This is a genomic window from Phaeobacter sp. NW0010-22, from assembly GCF_040365955.1.
Taxonomy (GTDB): Bacteria; Pseudomonadota; Alphaproteobacteria; order Rhodobacterales; family Rhodobacteraceae; genus OMPR01.
On the sequence record NZ_BAABWT010000010.1, the window covers coordinates 23,157 to 38,701 of the forward strand.

14 protein-coding genes are annotated in these 15,545 nt (G+C 53.7%); 8 read left to right on the forward strand and 6 right to left on the reverse strand.

Annotation, left to right across the window (positions count from 1 at the left end; translation table 11 throughout):
* Positions 1–18: 18 nt before the first annotated feature.
* Positions 19–1,908 (reverse strand): biosynthetic arginine decarboxylase, encoded by a 1,890-nt coding sequence (speA, locus tag ABWV33_RS19400; protein WP_353333127.1) that lies wholly within the window; start codon positions 1,906–1,908, stop codon positions 19–21.
* Between the two features lie 291 nt (positions 1,909–2,199).
* Here speA and ABWV33_RS19405 point away from each other — a divergent pair, with 291 nt between their 5' ends.
* A complete protein-coding gene (locus ABWV33_RS19405; protein ID WP_353333129.1) occupies positions 2,200–2,454 on the forward strand; it encodes a hypothetical protein in 255 nt (84 codons plus the stop codon).
* Positions 2,455–2,471: 17 nt separating this feature from the next.
* Here the strand turns inward: ABWV33_RS19405 and ychF are convergent, their stop codons facing one another.
* Positions 2,472–3,569, reverse strand: a complete 1,098-nt coding sequence (ychF, locus tag ABWV33_RS19410) for a redox-regulated ATPase YchF (protein WP_113821960.1) — start codon at positions 3,567–3,569, stop codon at positions 2,472–2,474.
* 240 nt (positions 3,570–3,809) lie between these two features.
* On the opposite strand from ychF, the gene trpA reads away from it, so the two are divergent.
* Positions 3,810–4,601 carry a tryptophan synthase subunit alpha gene (trpA, locus tag ABWV33_RS19415; protein ID WP_164622562.1) on the forward strand — a complete coding sequence of 264 codons (792 nt, stop codon included), beginning with the start codon at positions 3,810–3,812 and terminating at the stop codon, positions 4,599–4,601.
* On the opposite strand, the gene ABWV33_RS19420 is transcribed toward trpA, so the two are convergent.
* The gene (locus ABWV33_RS19420) at positions 4,598–5,959 is read right to left on the reverse strand and encodes an ATP-binding protein (RefSeq protein WP_353333132.1); all 1,362 of its coding nucleotides are present in this window, start codon (positions 5,957–5,959) and stop codon (positions 4,598–4,600) included. The two genes, trpA and ABWV33_RS19420, sit on opposite strands and share 4 nt — an antisense overlap.
* 5 nt (positions 5,960–5,964) lie before the next feature.
* A complete protein-coding gene (locus ABWV33_RS19425) occupies positions 5,965–6,510 on the reverse strand; it encodes a heme NO-binding domain-containing protein (RefSeq protein WP_113821963.1) in 546 nt (181 codons plus the stop codon).
* 135 nt (positions 6,511–6,645) lie between these two features.
* Between ABWV33_RS19425 and ABWV33_RS19430 the strand changes: the two genes are divergently transcribed.
* The 5 genes from ABWV33_RS19430 to ABWV33_RS19450 all read left to right on the forward strand — a co-directional run bounded on the left by ABWV33_RS19430 (position 6,646) and on the right by ABWV33_RS19450 (position 11,811).
* Positions 6,646–7,809 carry an alpha-hydroxy acid oxidase gene (locus ABWV33_RS19430; protein WP_353333134.1) on the forward strand — a complete coding sequence of 388 codons (1,164 nt, stop codon included), beginning with the start codon at positions 6,646–6,648 and terminating at the stop codon, positions 7,807–7,809.
* 284 nt (positions 7,810–8,093) lie between these two features.
* The gene (locus ABWV33_RS19435) at positions 8,094–10,136 is read left to right on the forward strand and encodes an oxidoreductase (RefSeq protein ID WP_353333136.1); all 2,043 of its coding nucleotides are present in this window, start codon (positions 8,094–8,096) and stop codon (positions 10,134–10,136) included.
* A 45-nt stretch (positions 10,137–10,181) separates the two neighbouring features.
* The gene (locus ABWV33_RS19440; protein WP_353333138.1) at positions 10,182–10,928 is read left to right on the forward strand and encodes an NAD(P)-binding domain-containing protein; all 747 of its coding nucleotides are present in this window, start codon (positions 10,182–10,184) and stop codon (positions 10,926–10,928) included.
* Between the two features lie 112 nt (positions 10,929–11,040).
* Positions 11,041–11,340, forward strand: a complete 300-nt coding sequence (locus tag ABWV33_RS19445) for a hypothetical protein (protein ID WP_353333140.1) — start codon at positions 11,041–11,043, stop codon at positions 11,338–11,340.
* A 9-nt stretch (positions 11,341–11,349) separates the two neighbouring features.
* Entirely contained in the window at positions 11,350–11,811 is a 462-nt protein-coding gene (locus ABWV33_RS19450; protein ID WP_121996510.1) for a hypothetical protein, read from the forward strand.
* 76 nt (positions 11,812–11,887) lie between these two features.
* Here ABWV33_RS19450 and tcuB read toward each other — a convergent pair whose 3' ends face one another.
* Both tcuB and tcuA read right to left on the reverse strand, forming a co-directional pair.
* A complete protein-coding gene (gene tcuB, locus ABWV33_RS19455; protein WP_353333142.1) occupies positions 11,888–12,946 on the reverse strand; it encodes a tricarballylate utilization 4Fe-4S protein TcuB in 1,059 nt (352 codons plus the stop codon).
* The gene (gene tcuA / locus ABWV33_RS19460) at positions 12,936–14,321 is read right to left on the reverse strand and encodes an FAD-dependent tricarballylate dehydrogenase TcuA (RefSeq protein WP_353333144.1); all 1,386 of its coding nucleotides are present in this window, start codon (positions 14,319–14,321) and stop codon (positions 12,936–12,938) included. The genes tcuB and tcuA overlap by 11 nt, the downstream gene beginning before the upstream one ends.
* Positions 14,322–14,400: 79 nt before the next feature.
* Here tcuA and ABWV33_RS19465 point away from each other — a divergent pair, with 79 nt between their 5' ends.
* Positions 14,401–15,303 carry a LysR family transcriptional regulator gene (locus ABWV33_RS19465; protein WP_353333146.1) on the forward strand — a complete coding sequence of 301 codons (903 nt, stop codon included), beginning with the start codon at positions 14,401–14,403 and terminating at the stop codon, positions 15,301–15,303.
* Positions 15,304–15,545 lie beyond the last annotated feature (242 nt).

The window sequence follows — 15,545 nt, forward strand, 5'->3', positions numbered from 1 at the left end:
TCTCCTCTGGGTGGGGTATTATTCGTAGTAAGTATAGCCATTGATGCTGTCGCGATAAGCCCCAATGATCAGCTTGCGTTCGCTGGCTTTGAGTGTTCCAGCAGAAATTGCACCATCGACCAACTTGCGGAATGCCGCGACGCAGTCGGTCGGGTCAAACTCAACATAAGACAGCACCTGTGAGATCGTGTCGCCCTCTTGCTCGTGCAACAGGTCAAACCCACCGTCTGCGCGCAAATCGATGGTCACCACATTTGTGTCGCCAAAGAGATTGTGTAGATCGCCCAGCGTTTCCTGATAGGCGCCAACAAAGAACACACCCAGATAATAGGTCTCTTCTTCGGGCAGGGAATGCACCGGTAGGGACGGCGATACACCATCTGCCAGAATAAACTTGTCGACCTTACCATCACTGTCACAAGTGATGTCCGACAGAACCGCGCGGCGATCCGGGGTCTGGTTCAACATCTGTAAGGGCACGATCGGGTGCAACTGGTCAATCGCCCAGACATCGGGCAGCGACTGAAACAGCGAGAAATTGCAGTGGTAGATATCGGCCAACTTCTCCAGTTGGTCATCCACATCCGTCTCGCCGTCTTGCGCCGCAACCAGCGCTTTGACACGGGCCATCAGGTTCAGATAAATGCGTTCAGCGCGCGCCATCTGGCGCAGATCCACATAGCCACGACGAAACAGGGCGCGCAGTTCGTTGCGATAGAAATTCGCGTCGTTCCAGCATTCCTGTAACCGGTCGGGTTTCAGGTATCCGCGCACAGCGGCTAGATCCGAAACAAGGTGATGGTCGTCAGGATCCGCATCCGGTGCTGTTGGCGCGTCATAGAGCGTGCATTCCAAGACATTGAACACCAACATCGACGAGGTCGCGACCACCGCCCGGCCGCTTTCGGTGACCAAAGTCGGGTGCGCTACCTCTGCTTCGTCTAGAGCATAAGCCACGGTTTCAACGACATTGGCACAGTATTCTTCAACCGTGTAATTGATCGAATTCTCTGCAGCTTTCTTTTCGCCGGTGTAATCCACCCCCATGCCACCGCCCAAATCCAGATGGGTGAGCGGCACGCCTTCGGCAGTCAGTTCAGTGTAGTATCGGCAGGCCTCGCCCACGGCGCGGCGCACGTCGTTCACATCCTGCACCTGAGACCCCAGATGCGAGTGCTGTAGCTTGAGACATTGAATCAGCCCAGCATCACGCAACTTATCAACGACGGCCACCAGTTGATCGGTGTTCATGCCAAAGGCAGATCGGTCGCCCGAGCTTTCCTCCCACTTACCGCTGATCTGATTGGTCAACTTGACCCGCACGCCCAACAACGGTTCGATGCCCAATTCACGATAAACTTCGATGACAGTGTCGGCCTCTTTCGGGCTTTCCAACACGATCACAGTGTTAAAGCCCAGCCTGCGGGACAGAATCGCCAACTGTATGAATTCAGCATCCTTGACGCCATTGCACACAATCAGTGCCTCTTTGGCCAGCCGATGTGCCAATGCAATCACCAGCTCTGGCTTAGAGCCTGCTTCAAGACCGTAGTCGAATTTGTGCCCAAACTCGACGATCCGATCGATCACCTGCGCCTGTTGGTTGACCTTGATCGGAAAAACACCACGATAATTGCCCTTGTAGCCAACGCGCGCGATGGCATCCGCAAAACTTTCGTTGATGTGGGCGATCTCGTTTTCCAGGTACGAACTGACCCGCAGGATCATCGGAGATTTGATACCCCGTTCGTCCAGATCGTGCAGAATGCTCGGCAGGCTGATCGCGGGCGCCTCGGGTGCCAGTGGATTGGTCAGTCCAATCTCACCCTCGTCCGTCACCACGATGAGGCCCTTGCCCCATTTGTCCACGCCATAAACGGAATGCGGTGCGTCGTGAGAGTGTTTCAATAAGGTGGACCTACAGCTGAAAAAAAGGCGGTGTGGAAGCGCCGTTTACGTCAGAGGGTTGATTCGTCCAAGGGTTTTCTTTTGATCAGATTTGGGGGCGACAAAAAGACATTGTCTCATCCGCAGAGCATATCAGCAAAACTTACTAGCCGGCGCACCGAGGGTGGATCACGAAGGGGTGAAGCAGGGTGAGTTGATATATATTGATCTGAAGCGCAGTCTGTCTCTGTCGGATTTTCCTCAGACCCACCCAATCAACAGGCCCTAAAAGCCCTCTGGAGGCGTTAGAAAATGACATTACCGAGATATGTGGCATCCAGCATAGGAATTGCACTGCTGATCCTGCCGCAAGTCGCAGCGGCGACCGGGAAAGTAGATCCAAAAGACCAAAAAATTGAGAAAGGCGCGCAGGTGCCTGATACAGACCCGCGCTGGTCTAACTGGCCGCACTTACCCGATGGGCAAGCTGGTCGGTCATATCGAAAGCTTGTGCGCCCTGAATATGGCGGCCCGGTCGAGCGAAATTTCGAATCCGGGCGCCGTTAATCAGAACGCGCCTTGGTTCAGGTGTTGAACAAGAAGTGCAGCACGTCGCCGTCTTTAACGATGTACGACTTGCCCTCTGCGCGCATTTTGCCCGCTTCTTTTGAACCCTGTTCGCCATTGTGGGCGATGTAGTCGTCATAGGCGATGGTTTCTGCGCGGATAAAGCCGCGTTCGAAATCACCATGGATGACGCCCGCCGCCTGTGGCCCGGCTGTACCTGTTTTGATGGTCCAGGCGCGCGCCTCTTTCGGACCGACGGTGAAATAGGTTTCCAGATGAAGCAGCTCATAACCTGCCCGGATCAAACGATCGAGTCCGGCTTCTTCTAGGCCCATCTCAGTCAGGAACATTTCAGCTTCGTCATCTTCCAACTGGCTGATCTCTTCTTCGATCTGCGCTGAGATAATGACGTGTGAATTCCCCTGAGCGGCGGCCATTTCAGCAACCTTGGCAGAATGCGCGTTGCCTTCTGCGGCCTCGGCTTCACCGACGTTACACACGTACAGAACTGGCTTGGTTGTCAGAAGCTGCAGCATTTTCCACGCTTTTGCATCTTCTTCGTCAACTTCGATCAAACGTGCGGGCTTGCCGTCTTCGAGCATTGCGAGCGCCTGACGCAACAGGCGTTCTTGCTGAACAGCCTCTTTGTCGCCGCCACGCACCTTACGCACGATATTCTGCAACCGCTTTTCGATGCTTTCAATGTCAGCCAGCATTAGCTCAGTTTCGATGGTTTCCGCATCTTCTACCGGGTTTACGCGGCCATCGACGTGGGTCACATCTCCGTCTTCGAAACAGCGCAACACATGCGCAATCGCGTCTGTTTCACGAATGTTGGCCAGAAACTGATTGCCCAGACCTTCGCCTTGGGACGCGCCTTTGACCAGGCCAGCAATGTCCACAAAGGTCATGCGCGTTGGAATGATCTGCTTTGATCCCGCAATCGCGGCGAGTTTATCAAGGCGCGCATCCGGCACGCCGACCTCTCCGACATTGGGTTCAATTGTGCAGAACGGAAAATTCGCCGCCTGCGCTGCTGCTGTTTTGGTCAACGCGTTGAACAGGGTCGACTTGCCAACATTGGGCAGACCCACGATTCCCATTTTAAAGCCCATTGCCGGTCTCCTGAAGCCATATGACGGCTGCTTCTAGGCAGCTAGGGGCTAAGACGCAAGACAAGGTCGTGCTTTCACCCCGCACTTAAACCTCGATATCACAGAAATTCGGAGGGAATTGTACAGTTCGGCCCCCTTATCGTACGGTTTCAGCGCATTCTTCTCACGACTGGACTCAGTCGGGATTGATTTTCCCGCCAAGTTTCTGCACATCAGACTCAACCGAAAAGGATGCAGACCATGACCCGTATCGACGCCAAATTCGCAGATCTAAAATCCAAGGGCAAAAAGGCCTTTGTTTCTTATGTGATGGCGGGTGACCCGGATTTTGAAACATCACTGGAACTGGTCAAGGGTCTTCCCGGTGCAGGCGTCGATATTATCGAGCTCGGCTTGCCCTTTACCGACCCGATGGCAGACGGCCCAACCATCCAGTTGGCCGGGCAGCGCGCCTTGGACGCCGGGATGACATTGAACAAAACTCTGGAACTTGCGCGCCAGTTCCGCGAGACCGACGATACAACCCCTATTGTTTTGATGGGCTATTACAATCCGATCTATTCCATGGGCGTCGACGCCTTCCTTAGCGCTGCAAAAGCGGCTGGCATTGATGGCTTGATTGTCGTGGACCTTCCACCTGAAGAAGACGATGAGCTCTGCCTGCCTGCGCAGGCCGCCGGCTTGAACTTTATCCGCCTGGCAACCCCAACTACGGACGATCAGCGTTTGCCCCGTGTCATGCAAAACACGTCTGGTTTTGTGTACTACGTCTCGATCACAGGGATCACGGGTTCCGCCGAAGCACAGGCCGGTGATGTTGGCCCCGAAGTTGCACGCCTGAAGGCGGCCACCGATCTGCCGATCATTGTCGGGTTTGGCATCAACACTCCGGAACGCGCGGAAACCATCGCCAGCCTGTCAGACGGTGCCGTGGTCGGCAGTGCAATTGTCAGTCAATTGGCACAGGGCAAATCCACCGCAGAAGTTCTGGCATTTGTAAAAACCCTGTCAGATGGGGCTCATCGCGCCTAACCCACAGATTTCGAGGTCAAAGCTGTTGCCATCGCCCGGACAAGTTCAGCGCGACGCAACGGCTTTGCCACATGATCCGTTATCCCATGCGCAAGGTATCCATTGACCTGATGCGACATCGCATTGGCTGACACCGCAATAATCGGGATCGGCTCGAGGCCTTCTTCGTGTTCGTGATCACGGATGATTTGTGTCGCTCGCAACCCATCCATGACAGGCATGTTCACATCCATAAGTATCAGATCCCAAGGTTCCGCCCGCCAGCGCGAAATCAGCTGTTCACCGTTTTCTGACATTTCCAACTGCATCCCAAATCGCTTAAGCATGTGATGCAATACTAAGCGATTGGTCCGGTTGTCTTCGGCCGCCAGAATGCGCCATCGCGTTCCAGTGAGCACCGCTTCACTGTGCTCTAAGTCCTCACCGATCATTTCTTCATTGTCGCAGGGTTCGACCAATACCGAAGCCACGAACTCGGCCCCCTGACCAGCATCACTTTTCAGGGTGAGGGCACCCCCCATTTCTTGGCAAATTCGACGCGATATAACCAAGCCTAGCCCTGTCCCACCAAAATTACGCGTAATACCGGAATTTGCCTGAGAAAATGGCTTGAACAAACGCGAATGCTGATCCTTGGGGATTCCGGGGCCCGTATCCGTGATGGTTATCGTTAGTTTTGACCAGCCGCCATTCAAAGGGATGATATCTGCCAACATTGCGACAGAGCCCTTGTCCGTAAATTTGATTGCATTGGACAACAAATTTCCAACGACCTGACGAAGACGCGTTGCATCCGTTTTTACCCAAATGCCAGCGCCCTCAAAGATGGACACCCGGAATTCCAACCCTTTTTCCTGCGCGCCCAGTTGATACTGTTTTTCAATCGATCCCAAAAGCTGACCCAGTCCACACGGAATGTGTTCGCATTCGAGCTTTCCAGCCTCAATTTTTGAGAGGTCGAGGATGTCATTGATGACGGATAACAAAAGTGAGCCACTGTCTCGAATGACATCAACAATTGCGTTTTGCTCATCCGTAAGCCCGTTTTCTGACAGCGCCAACGCCATCCCAAAGATACCGTTCAGGGGCGTCCTGATTTCGTGGCTCATGGAGGCCAAAAAGACAGATTTGGCCGCATTCGCAGACTCAGCGGCGATGCGGGCTGCTTCAAGCTCAACAGTGCGTTCTTGGACCGCTTTTTCCAACCATGATTTTGACTTCAGCAAACCTTGATTGGCTTCATACAATTCACGGCTTTTGGCCTCTAGCAACCGCTCGGCCTCTTCTCTGGCGATCAGAGCCCGTTCATAGCGGCGACGCGACACCACCTGAGGTAAAGGGTGAGACGTCTCAGACATTCAGTTCAAGCCGCCTTCTCGATCAAAAACTCAGCTCGAAACTTTCGTGGATCCGACTGCTCGACCATCTGAATATCTGCTTGGTCTTCAAAATGCGCGATACACGCCTCGATCAAGCCAAGGCAGAAATGCATCAAAGGACGATCAGATTCGTAGACCATGCGCAATTGCGATGGGAGCGGTCGGTTGGTGGCAAAGCTCGGAAGCTCAACCTCTGGATACAGTTTCCGAACCTCGACGTGAACCTCACCTTCGATCGCCTCTAGCATTTCAAAGGCATCCTTTTTGCCATCGAAAAATTCGGGATATCCCTCAACGAACCGGCTAAACATCCAATGTCCAAACTTCACCTGTAAAGCTTCTGGCGGCGCACCAAGGCGCTCTCCGAACGCGTCAACCAAACTAAGAAGCTCTCGACAGGGGTAGTTACCGACCGCGCTGAACGCGCCATTAGATTGCAGTTCGGTTTGGTCCAGCACCTGATCTACGGCTTCTTCGCCCAAGACAGTCTCTGCCATCCGCAATAGCTCAACAAAAACAACGCCCTTCATGGCATCCTCCGACGTTCGGTCCGTCTAAAGTATGCTCAAGTCGTAAATGGCCGCTTAACGATGCCGATCTGCGATTGCATCCTGGAGCTAAAATTGGTAATAAAACTTAACCACATTAGCGAGGGAGTGCCTTTCGTGCCTGTCATCACCAATATCGCAGACCTCAAACGCATCTATGAACGCCGCGTTCCCCGGATGTTTTATGACTATGCCGAAAGCGGCAGTTGGACCGAACAGACGTTCCGCGAGAACACATCAGATTTCGACCAGATCCGTCTGCGCCAACGGGTGGCAGTTGATATGACTGGGCGCAACACGGCGAGTCAGATGATCGGGCAGGATGTTGCAATGCCGGTTGCCCTTGCCCCTGTCGGATTGACAGGTATGCAACATGCAGATGGCGAAATGAAAGCCGCACGCGCAGCCGAAGAATTCGGCGTGCCTTTCACGCTTTCAACCATGTCGATCAATTCGATAGAAGACGTCGCCGACTATACCAACAAACCTTTTTGGTTTCAGCTTTATACGATGAAAGACACGGACTATGTCAGCCGTCTGATTCAGCGCGCGAAAGACGCCAAATGTTCAGCTCTGGTGATCACGCTGGACCTTCAGATCCTTGGACAGCGGCACAAAGATCTAAAGAACGGTCTGTCCGCCCCGCCAAAACTGACCCCAAGCACGGTCGCAAACTTGATGACAAAGTGGACCTGGGGTTTGCAGATGTTGCGGGCGCATCGTCGCGAATTTGGCAATATCGTTGGCCACGTTGATGGTATCTCCGATGCCTCCTCTCTCGGGGCGTGGACCGCCGAGCAATTCGATCCAAGCCTGGATTGGGGCAAGGTTGAAAAGCTGATGAATGAATGGGGCGGCAAAGTGATCCTCAAGGGGATCCTGGATGCTGAAGACGCCAAAATGGCAGCTAAACTGGGGGCGGATGCAATTGTCGTGTCCAATCATGGCGGGCGTCAATTGGATGGGGCCCTAAGTTCTATCAGGGTTTTGCCAGAGATCATGGACGCGGTCGGTGACAGCGTTGAAGTCCATCTGGACAGCGGCATTCGTTCAGGCCAAGACGTTCTGAAAGCCCTCGCCCTAGGGGCAAAAGGAACTTACGTCGGGCGAGCTTTTGTTTATGGATTGGGCGCAATGGGACAAGCCGGCGTCACCAAGGCCCTGGAAGTCATCCACAAAGAGCTTGATACAACAATGGCGCTCTGTGGCGAAAAGAATGTGGCAGGGCTCAGCCGCGACAACCTCTTAGTCCCTGCCGACTTTGGCGGCCGTTGGGCCTAAGGTTCACAGTACGACACATACAAATACCACCACCACTCACGAACGAACCTGCCCTCCGATGCAATTTTCGCACTCGGAGGGCAGTTTTTCTCTGGCTCAGCCAGAGCCTCTTTACCTCATCAGTCTTTATCCCCTCAGCTACGACGCGCCTTTCTGCGAGGTTCTAAGGTGAGCTGAATTAATGCCCCTATGAGTTTTTTGCTCTGGTACACGGTGCATGATTTGCCCCATTCTTTGGACAAAGCCCGCACCTTTACTGAGATCGATTGAGAGGTTCAGCCATAATGTCCACAGATCCGCTGCTGCAGCCTTATCAATTGAAACATCTAACCCTTCGAAACCGGATTATGACCACCAGCCATGAACCGGCTTACCCCGAAGATGGCATGCCCAAGGATCGATACCGCGCGTATCACGAAGAACGGGCCAAAGCAGGTGTCGCCCTGACCATGACAGCCGGATCTGCGGCAGTCTCTCGAGACAGCCCGCCAGTATTTAATAACATTCTCGCCTACAAAGACGAAGTCGTGCCATGGATTCGCAACCTAACGGATGCCTGTCATGACCATGGCTGCGCCGTAATGATCCAACTGACCCATCTTGGGCGGCGCACCGGATGGAACAAAGGCGACTGGCTACCCTCGGTGTCTTCAGGTGCAGATCGTGAACCGGCACATCGCGCATTTCCTAAAAAGCTCGAAGATTGGGACATAGACCGTATCATATCGGACTATGCTGACGCCGCTGAACGGATGCAGGCCGGAGGCATGGATGGGATCGAATTGCAGGCCTATGGCCATTTGATGGACCAATTCTGGTCACCACTTTCTAATACTCTCGAAGGGCCCTATGGCGCAGCAACTTTGGACAATCGTCTTCGGTTTACGATGGATGTGCTCGATGCGATCCGAAAACGGGTCGGCTCCGAGTTCATCGTGGGTCTACGCTATACTGCAGATGAGGCTCAAAGCGGCGGAGTCTCTGCCCAAGAGGGTTTGGAAATCTCTAAACGGTTGCGCGACACAGGTCAGGTTGATTTCCTTAATGTGATCCGTGGCCGCATTCACACCGACCCAGCCATGACCGATATTATTCCTGTCCAAGGCATGAAAAGCGCGCCCCATCTGGATTTCGCGGGTGCGGTGCGCAAAGAAACCGGCATGCCGACCTTTCATGCCTCGCGCATCCCGGATGTAGCGACCGCTCGCCATGCTGTGGCCAGTGGCCTGCTGGATATGGTCGGCATGACCCGCGCGCACATGGCGGACCCCCATATTGTCCGCAAAATCATCGACGGGCGCGAAGACGATATTCGCCCCTGCGTAGGCGCGACTTACTGCTTGGATCGGATCTATCAAGCCGGAGAGGCACTGTGCCTGCACAATGCCGCAACAGGTCGCGAGTTGAGTTTGCCGCATGATATCTCGCCAGCGGAGATACCCAAAAAGGTCGTTATTGTCGGGGCGGGTCCTGCCGGATTGGAAGCCGCCCGTGTCGCGGCAGAACGCGGCCACCACGTCACCGTGTTCGAAGCCGCTGCTGATCCCGGAGGGCAAATACGGTTAACAGCACAATCCCAACGGCGACGCGAAATGATAGGCATTATCGATTGGCGCATGGCCCAATGTGCGTCACGCGATGTCGTGTTTCACTTCAACACATGGGCCACAGCCGAAGATGTATTGGCCCAGAACCCCGACGTGGTTATCGTGGCCACTGGCGGCTTGCCAAACACGCAGCTGTACGAAACTCATGCGGAGCCAGACCACGTCACCTCAAGCTGGGACATCATTTCCGGCGATGTGAAACCCGCAAAGTCGATCCTGATCTATGATGAAAGCGGGGACCATCCAGCCTTGCAAGCTGCGGAAATTGCAGCCGCTTCAGGAGCCCGGGTCGAAATCATGACCCCGGATCGGACTTTCGCACCTGACATCATGGGGATGAACCTCGTGCCGTATATGCGCAGCCTACAATCACAGGATGTCCATTTTACCGTGACGAGACGTCTGACCGGGGTGGCACGTGCTGGCAATCAACTGACCGCTACCATCGGTACAGACTACAGCGATCACACTTATCAAGCCAAGTATGATCAGATCGTTGTCAATTACGGAACTATGCCCTTGGATGATTTGTACTTTGAACTCAAAGATCAAAGCCTCAACAAAGGGGCTGTGAATTACGACCATCTGATAAGTGGAATTCCGCAGATACCGGATGAAGCGAGCCAAGGGTATCATCTGTTCAGAATTGGCGACGCAGTTTCCGCGCGTAACACCCATGCGGCAATCTATGACGCCCTCCGACTGGTCAAAGACATTTAAAATGCCTGGCCGCAAATAAACGCAAACACAGAAAAGAAACCTGTCATGAAAATCGGAGTTATCGGAACCGGAACAATCGCATCTGCCGTTATAACGGGCATTGCAAATGATGGGCATCAAATCGTGGTCAGCAATCGTAATGCGGCCAAATCGGAGCATCTGAAAACGACGTTTCCACATATCGAGATTGCGGATAATCAGAGCGTCATTGATGCCAGCGATGTGATATTCCTTGGCACCACTGTGGATGTCGCCGGGTCGGTTCTTTCAGCACTCACGTTTCGCCCGGATCAGAGCATCATCTCGTTTATGGCTGGCATATCATCCGAACAGATTTCGACCCTCATTGCGCCTGCCGAATTTACGGCCACCATGATCCCGTTCCCGTCGATTGCTCAGGGAAACTCACCTGTGTTGGTCCGCCCGCAATCGATGTTGGTTGAGTCTCTGTTCGGGACGGCGAACACCGTCTTCTCGTTCGACACCTCAAATCAGATGGAGGCCTATTTGACTGCACAGGCTGTCCTGTCTCCGGCCTTGAAATTGACCGAAGTAGCGGCAGATTGGCTGGGTGACCGGACCGGAGACACCGCAACCGCCGACCAGTTCCTGCGGCTATTGCTTGGGAGCACCCTGTCATCTAGTCCGCTTTCGGATGCGCTTGCCGACTTGAACACCCCCTGCGGGTTGAACGCAGAGTTGAGAGAGCATCTGGCCGAACAGGGCGGTTACAAAGCCTTGCGGACTGGGCTTGATCGACTGGAACGCAGGTTGGCAGGGACAACTGAGTAAGCGCAGAGTTCGAAAGTAGTGTTCATCAAAGCCAATCTGACTAAGATCAAACCCGAGCACGATGGGGTAAACTTAGACTGCGCCAAACCGGGCAATGGAGGGCAACGTTTTCATGACAACCAAAGCTGAACTGGAAATTGAATTGGAAAAGCTCCGTACGCGCAATGCGGAGCTAAAGGCGCAGGTGGAACTAAAGCCGGAAAGCGATGAGGGCGCGCAAGACTCCACACTGACCAAAACAAAGGACGAGATCAGGAAATCGCTGGACGATCACGGCATTGATATCAAGAAGATCGAAACGATGGGTGATGAAGTTGTTGAGGAAATTCACAAGCTTCAGGAACACTATCCCATTACCGTTTTATTGGTTGCTTTTACGCTTGGATATGTCGTTGGCCGCGTGCAGAAATAGGATACAGTCATGAACAGAATTAGCCGAAACTTGACCACCGTTTACCGTACCGAGCGGCTGATCGCACGCCGCCGGTTTGCGGTAGTGCAACAACAAACCATCATGATGGTCGTGGCGGGCATCGCGGGTCTTGCTGGGCTGATCCTGCTGGATATCTCTCTTTTTTTCGTACTGAAAACCTGGTTATCCTCAGCTGCTGCGGCGGCGTTGCTATCGCTTTCGAACCTCCTTCTGGCGGGTCTGCTCGTGCTGGTCGCAAAGCGTTCAAACGTTGAGCAAGAGATCGCGCCAGCCATTGAAGTGCGCGATATGGCCATCGCAGACATTGAAGAGGAGCTGGAAGAAATGGCCACCGAGGCTCGAGAAGTGGTAGAGGCTGTCAAGAGTTTCGGGGCGAACCCTCTGGGATCCCTACCCGCACTGTTGGTGCCGATTTTGACCACAATTCTGAGTAACAAAAAGAACGATTAAATCGCGATTGCGCCTTTCAGCAGATGCCCGGGCGCAGGCCTTGCCTGACGATACAAGGCCGTGGTGCCCGCAGGCCCTACTTTTGCTGAGCTTCGCGGATCAAAGCCGTCAATCGATAGAATCCGTGCGCCATCTTCGAATACGGTGTTATAAGAAAAAAGCTCAGCACCGAACCGAGATGCAAGGCGAGCAGCACAGGCATGGCTGCCGTTGATCCAAGCGCATAGAGCATAAGCCCGCTGAACGCGACAAAGCCTAAGAGCGCGATAAACCCCAGATCCCCACCCCACGCGCGCGCATCGCCAAGGTTCCGTTCTGCGCGTATCTTTAGGGCCGCCATCCACCCGCAGCCCACCGTCAGCAATACGCCCCCGGTCAATCCAAACACCTTGGGCACAGACCAAATCGCATACGGAGCCGGCATATCTAAAACGTAATGCATCACAGTGCCTACGCTGGTCGCTGCGAAGCACAACAGAAAACCGTACATGATGGCCTGATGCGCAAAGCGGCGGGCATGCGAAAATCGGTCTTCGTCTTCATAATTACACCCGTCGCCATGTCCAGCAGCCAAATCTTTCATCTGGGCCACCATCGAAAGCGCGGCGCTGATATCTCGGAACCTGAGCGTTTGTCCACCGACAGCCCGCCAATATTGGCGCAAGCTCTTAGCCAAGCTGACCAAAGGAAACAAAAACGCAGGCAAGAAAATAGCCACCATCGCATTGTGTGATAACACCGCGTAAAATCCGTTGCCATCGCGGGAGCCAATGAACCGGAGAGCCAAAAAAGTAAGTGTGATTCCGACCACCAGAGACAATGCAATAGCGCCACCATATGTGTGAAAACGGCGTGCAACGGGCTGGGGCCAAGCATAGCTTTCCCAACTGTCGCGGCGGACTTCGGCCAACGCTTTGGGCAGGTTCAAATCGAACTCATGCGGAGCCGTATACTGGCAAGCGTAATAGCACCCGCGGCAATTGTGACAGAGATTGGCAAGCTGGGTGATATCGCCGTCCGCAAAGGCTCTTTCCCGATGAAGGGCCGGGAACACTGAACAATACCCCTCGCAATATCTGCACGCGTTACAGATTTCTGCCTGACGACGGGCTTCTTGGATAAGATCAATTTGCATAGGCTGCGGCCCCCCGACCTGCGATGCGGCCAAAGACGGTGCCTATTGTCATTCCGAAACCTGCCAAATACCCCTGTCCAAGAATGGATCCCGCCATGGTTTCACCAGCGGCCCAAAGATTCTGGATGGGCCCTTGGTCACTGCTGCATTGTGCATTTTCATCAACCTTTAGCCCTAGGTAGGTAAAGGTCACACCCGTCCGAAGGGAGTAGCCATAAAACGGCGGATCAGTAATCGGGCGCGCCCAATTTGTCTTGGGCGGCTTTAGCCCATTTGTAGCCACACCATCCAATTCAGTGGGGTGAAAAGTCGAGGTGTCCCCACACGCGGCATTGAATCCATCTATAGTTTTGCGCAACTTTTCCGCAGGCAAACCCATCTGATTGGCCAGATCATCCAGAGTATCTGCTTTCAAAGGTGGAAAGACCGAAGGCATGAACAGCTCAAGAGATTTGGCATCAATGATCACATAGCCAATCTGATCTGGTTGTGCGGCAACCAGACGTCCCCAAATGGCATAGCGTTTAGGCCAGACATCTTCACCCTCATCATAGAAACGTTCCGCGTTCTTGTTCACAACAACGGAAAAAGGCACGCAATCCAGCCGGGTTACGATGCCACCGTCAAATTTGGGTGACCGCCCATCGATCGCAACTGCGTGGCATTGATCTGCCTCCCCGACGGAGTGCGCCCCCTGCTCCAACAAGTCGGCAAGCACCACGCCCCGATTGTAGGGCGAACCGCGGATCAAGAAATTCTGTGCTGCAGGCCCCCACGCCCTTGCGAGCCAATTCATATCTGCCTGAAACCCTCCAGACGCGACAATCACAGCTTTGGGTGCAATACGACGCGCGCACCCTTCGTAGGTGTAATCAATATGTGTGACACGATCGCCATCAAGCTCCAGATGGGCCACATGGGCCTCATAAAGAACATCTACACCCAGTCTTTCAGCTGAGCGGTAGTAGGCGTTTACCAACCCTTTGCCACCGCCCATGAAAAAGGCATTGGTGCGCCCCAACGACAAAGTGCCCGAAAGGGAGGGCTGAAAACGGACCCCGTGGTCGCGCATCCAAGGCAGACATTCCTCTGATGTGCGGATCGCCAGGCGCGCTAAGTGTTGATTGGTTTTCCCGCCGGTGACTTTCAGCAAGTCCGCAAGGTATTCTTCCTCGCTATAGTCATTTACCAATGGCCCCAACGGCCCAGTGTGCATGCAACGAAAATTGCGCGTGTGACGTGAGTTGCCGCCACGGTACGGTTTAGGGGCGGCTTCAAGGATCAATACTTTGGCTCCGGCTTCGGCCGCTGTCATAGCAGCGCAAAGGGCTGCGTTTCCGCCCCCGATGACCGTAATGTCATAGTCTCTGTGCATGCCGAATTCCTTTGTTGAAATCTTGCTACGGCTCCCTGTTTAATTTGACCAATGATGCTTTTCCTGGGATTATTGCGCCATGCGCATCAATTATGATTTCAGTGACCTAGAGGCCTTTCTTGCTGTCAAGGACACAGGATCCTTCCATGCCGCTGCAGAGCGATTGAATTTGTCCCAATCTGCAGTGACCCGACGGGTTCAAAAGTTGGAACAGGCACTGGACAGCGTGCTTTTTGAACGCACCACGCGCGCGGTGAAACCGACCCTAGCCGCCAAGCGCTTACACCCCCGTGCCGAAGCCATTGTTAACGATGCCGCAGAGACTGCGCGTGCGATGCGTGACGAAAGCGTTGCCTTTGTTCACCAACGGAATGCTTTGGTGACAATCGCGACCGTTTCGACCGTTATTTCAAGGCTACTGACACCGGCTATTCATACCTTTCGAGACAGTCCATTTTCTGCGCGAATTCGGCTGCTCGAAGCGAGCGCCAACGAAGTTGCAGAGACGGTTGCGGAAGGAGAGGCCGATTTTGGTTTGTGTTCGATCCCAATGCTCGAACCCTCGACGCTTTTTGAGCCTTTGTATGATGATAAAATTGTGCTGGCCCTGCCCCTCAGTCATGTTTTGGCCAGAAAAACATCCGTTAGCTTCGAGGAGCTGAGTGGCACCCCTTTAATCCTGCCCGCAAGGGGCACGGGGAACAGGTTGCTGATAGACGAAGCCATGGCGCGCGCGCGCCTGCGAATGGTTTGGGCACACGAAGTTACCCGGTCTTCGACCGCATTGGAACTTGTGGCCAGCAACATCGGCGCGGCGCTCTTGCCCCGATCTGTGTTCCATTCTGCAAGTGCTGCCCAGGTGGCGACCTGTGAATTGCACGATTTGGAGATTACACGACCGATCGGCCTCTTATCCCGGGTCAGTCAAATTGATACACCCCCTATTGCAGCAATTAAGGATGCAATCCGCTCAGCGGTTTAGGCCGGTTTCGATTAATAAATCAACCAAACGAATTCAAAAGTTGAGAACACTTGGTGGCAAATACCTGTTTCAATCGGTGAAATTTCTGCAAGATCTGAAATTACCAATTGAGAGCCGCAAGTCGCGCTGATTTTAGTGATGCCGGCCAGATAAATCTCATTTAATCAATGCCTTAATTTTTTGTTCAGGCGATAAATCCCAAACCTTGCAACACCTCTGACGCATCAGTTTTGGCAGGGGTT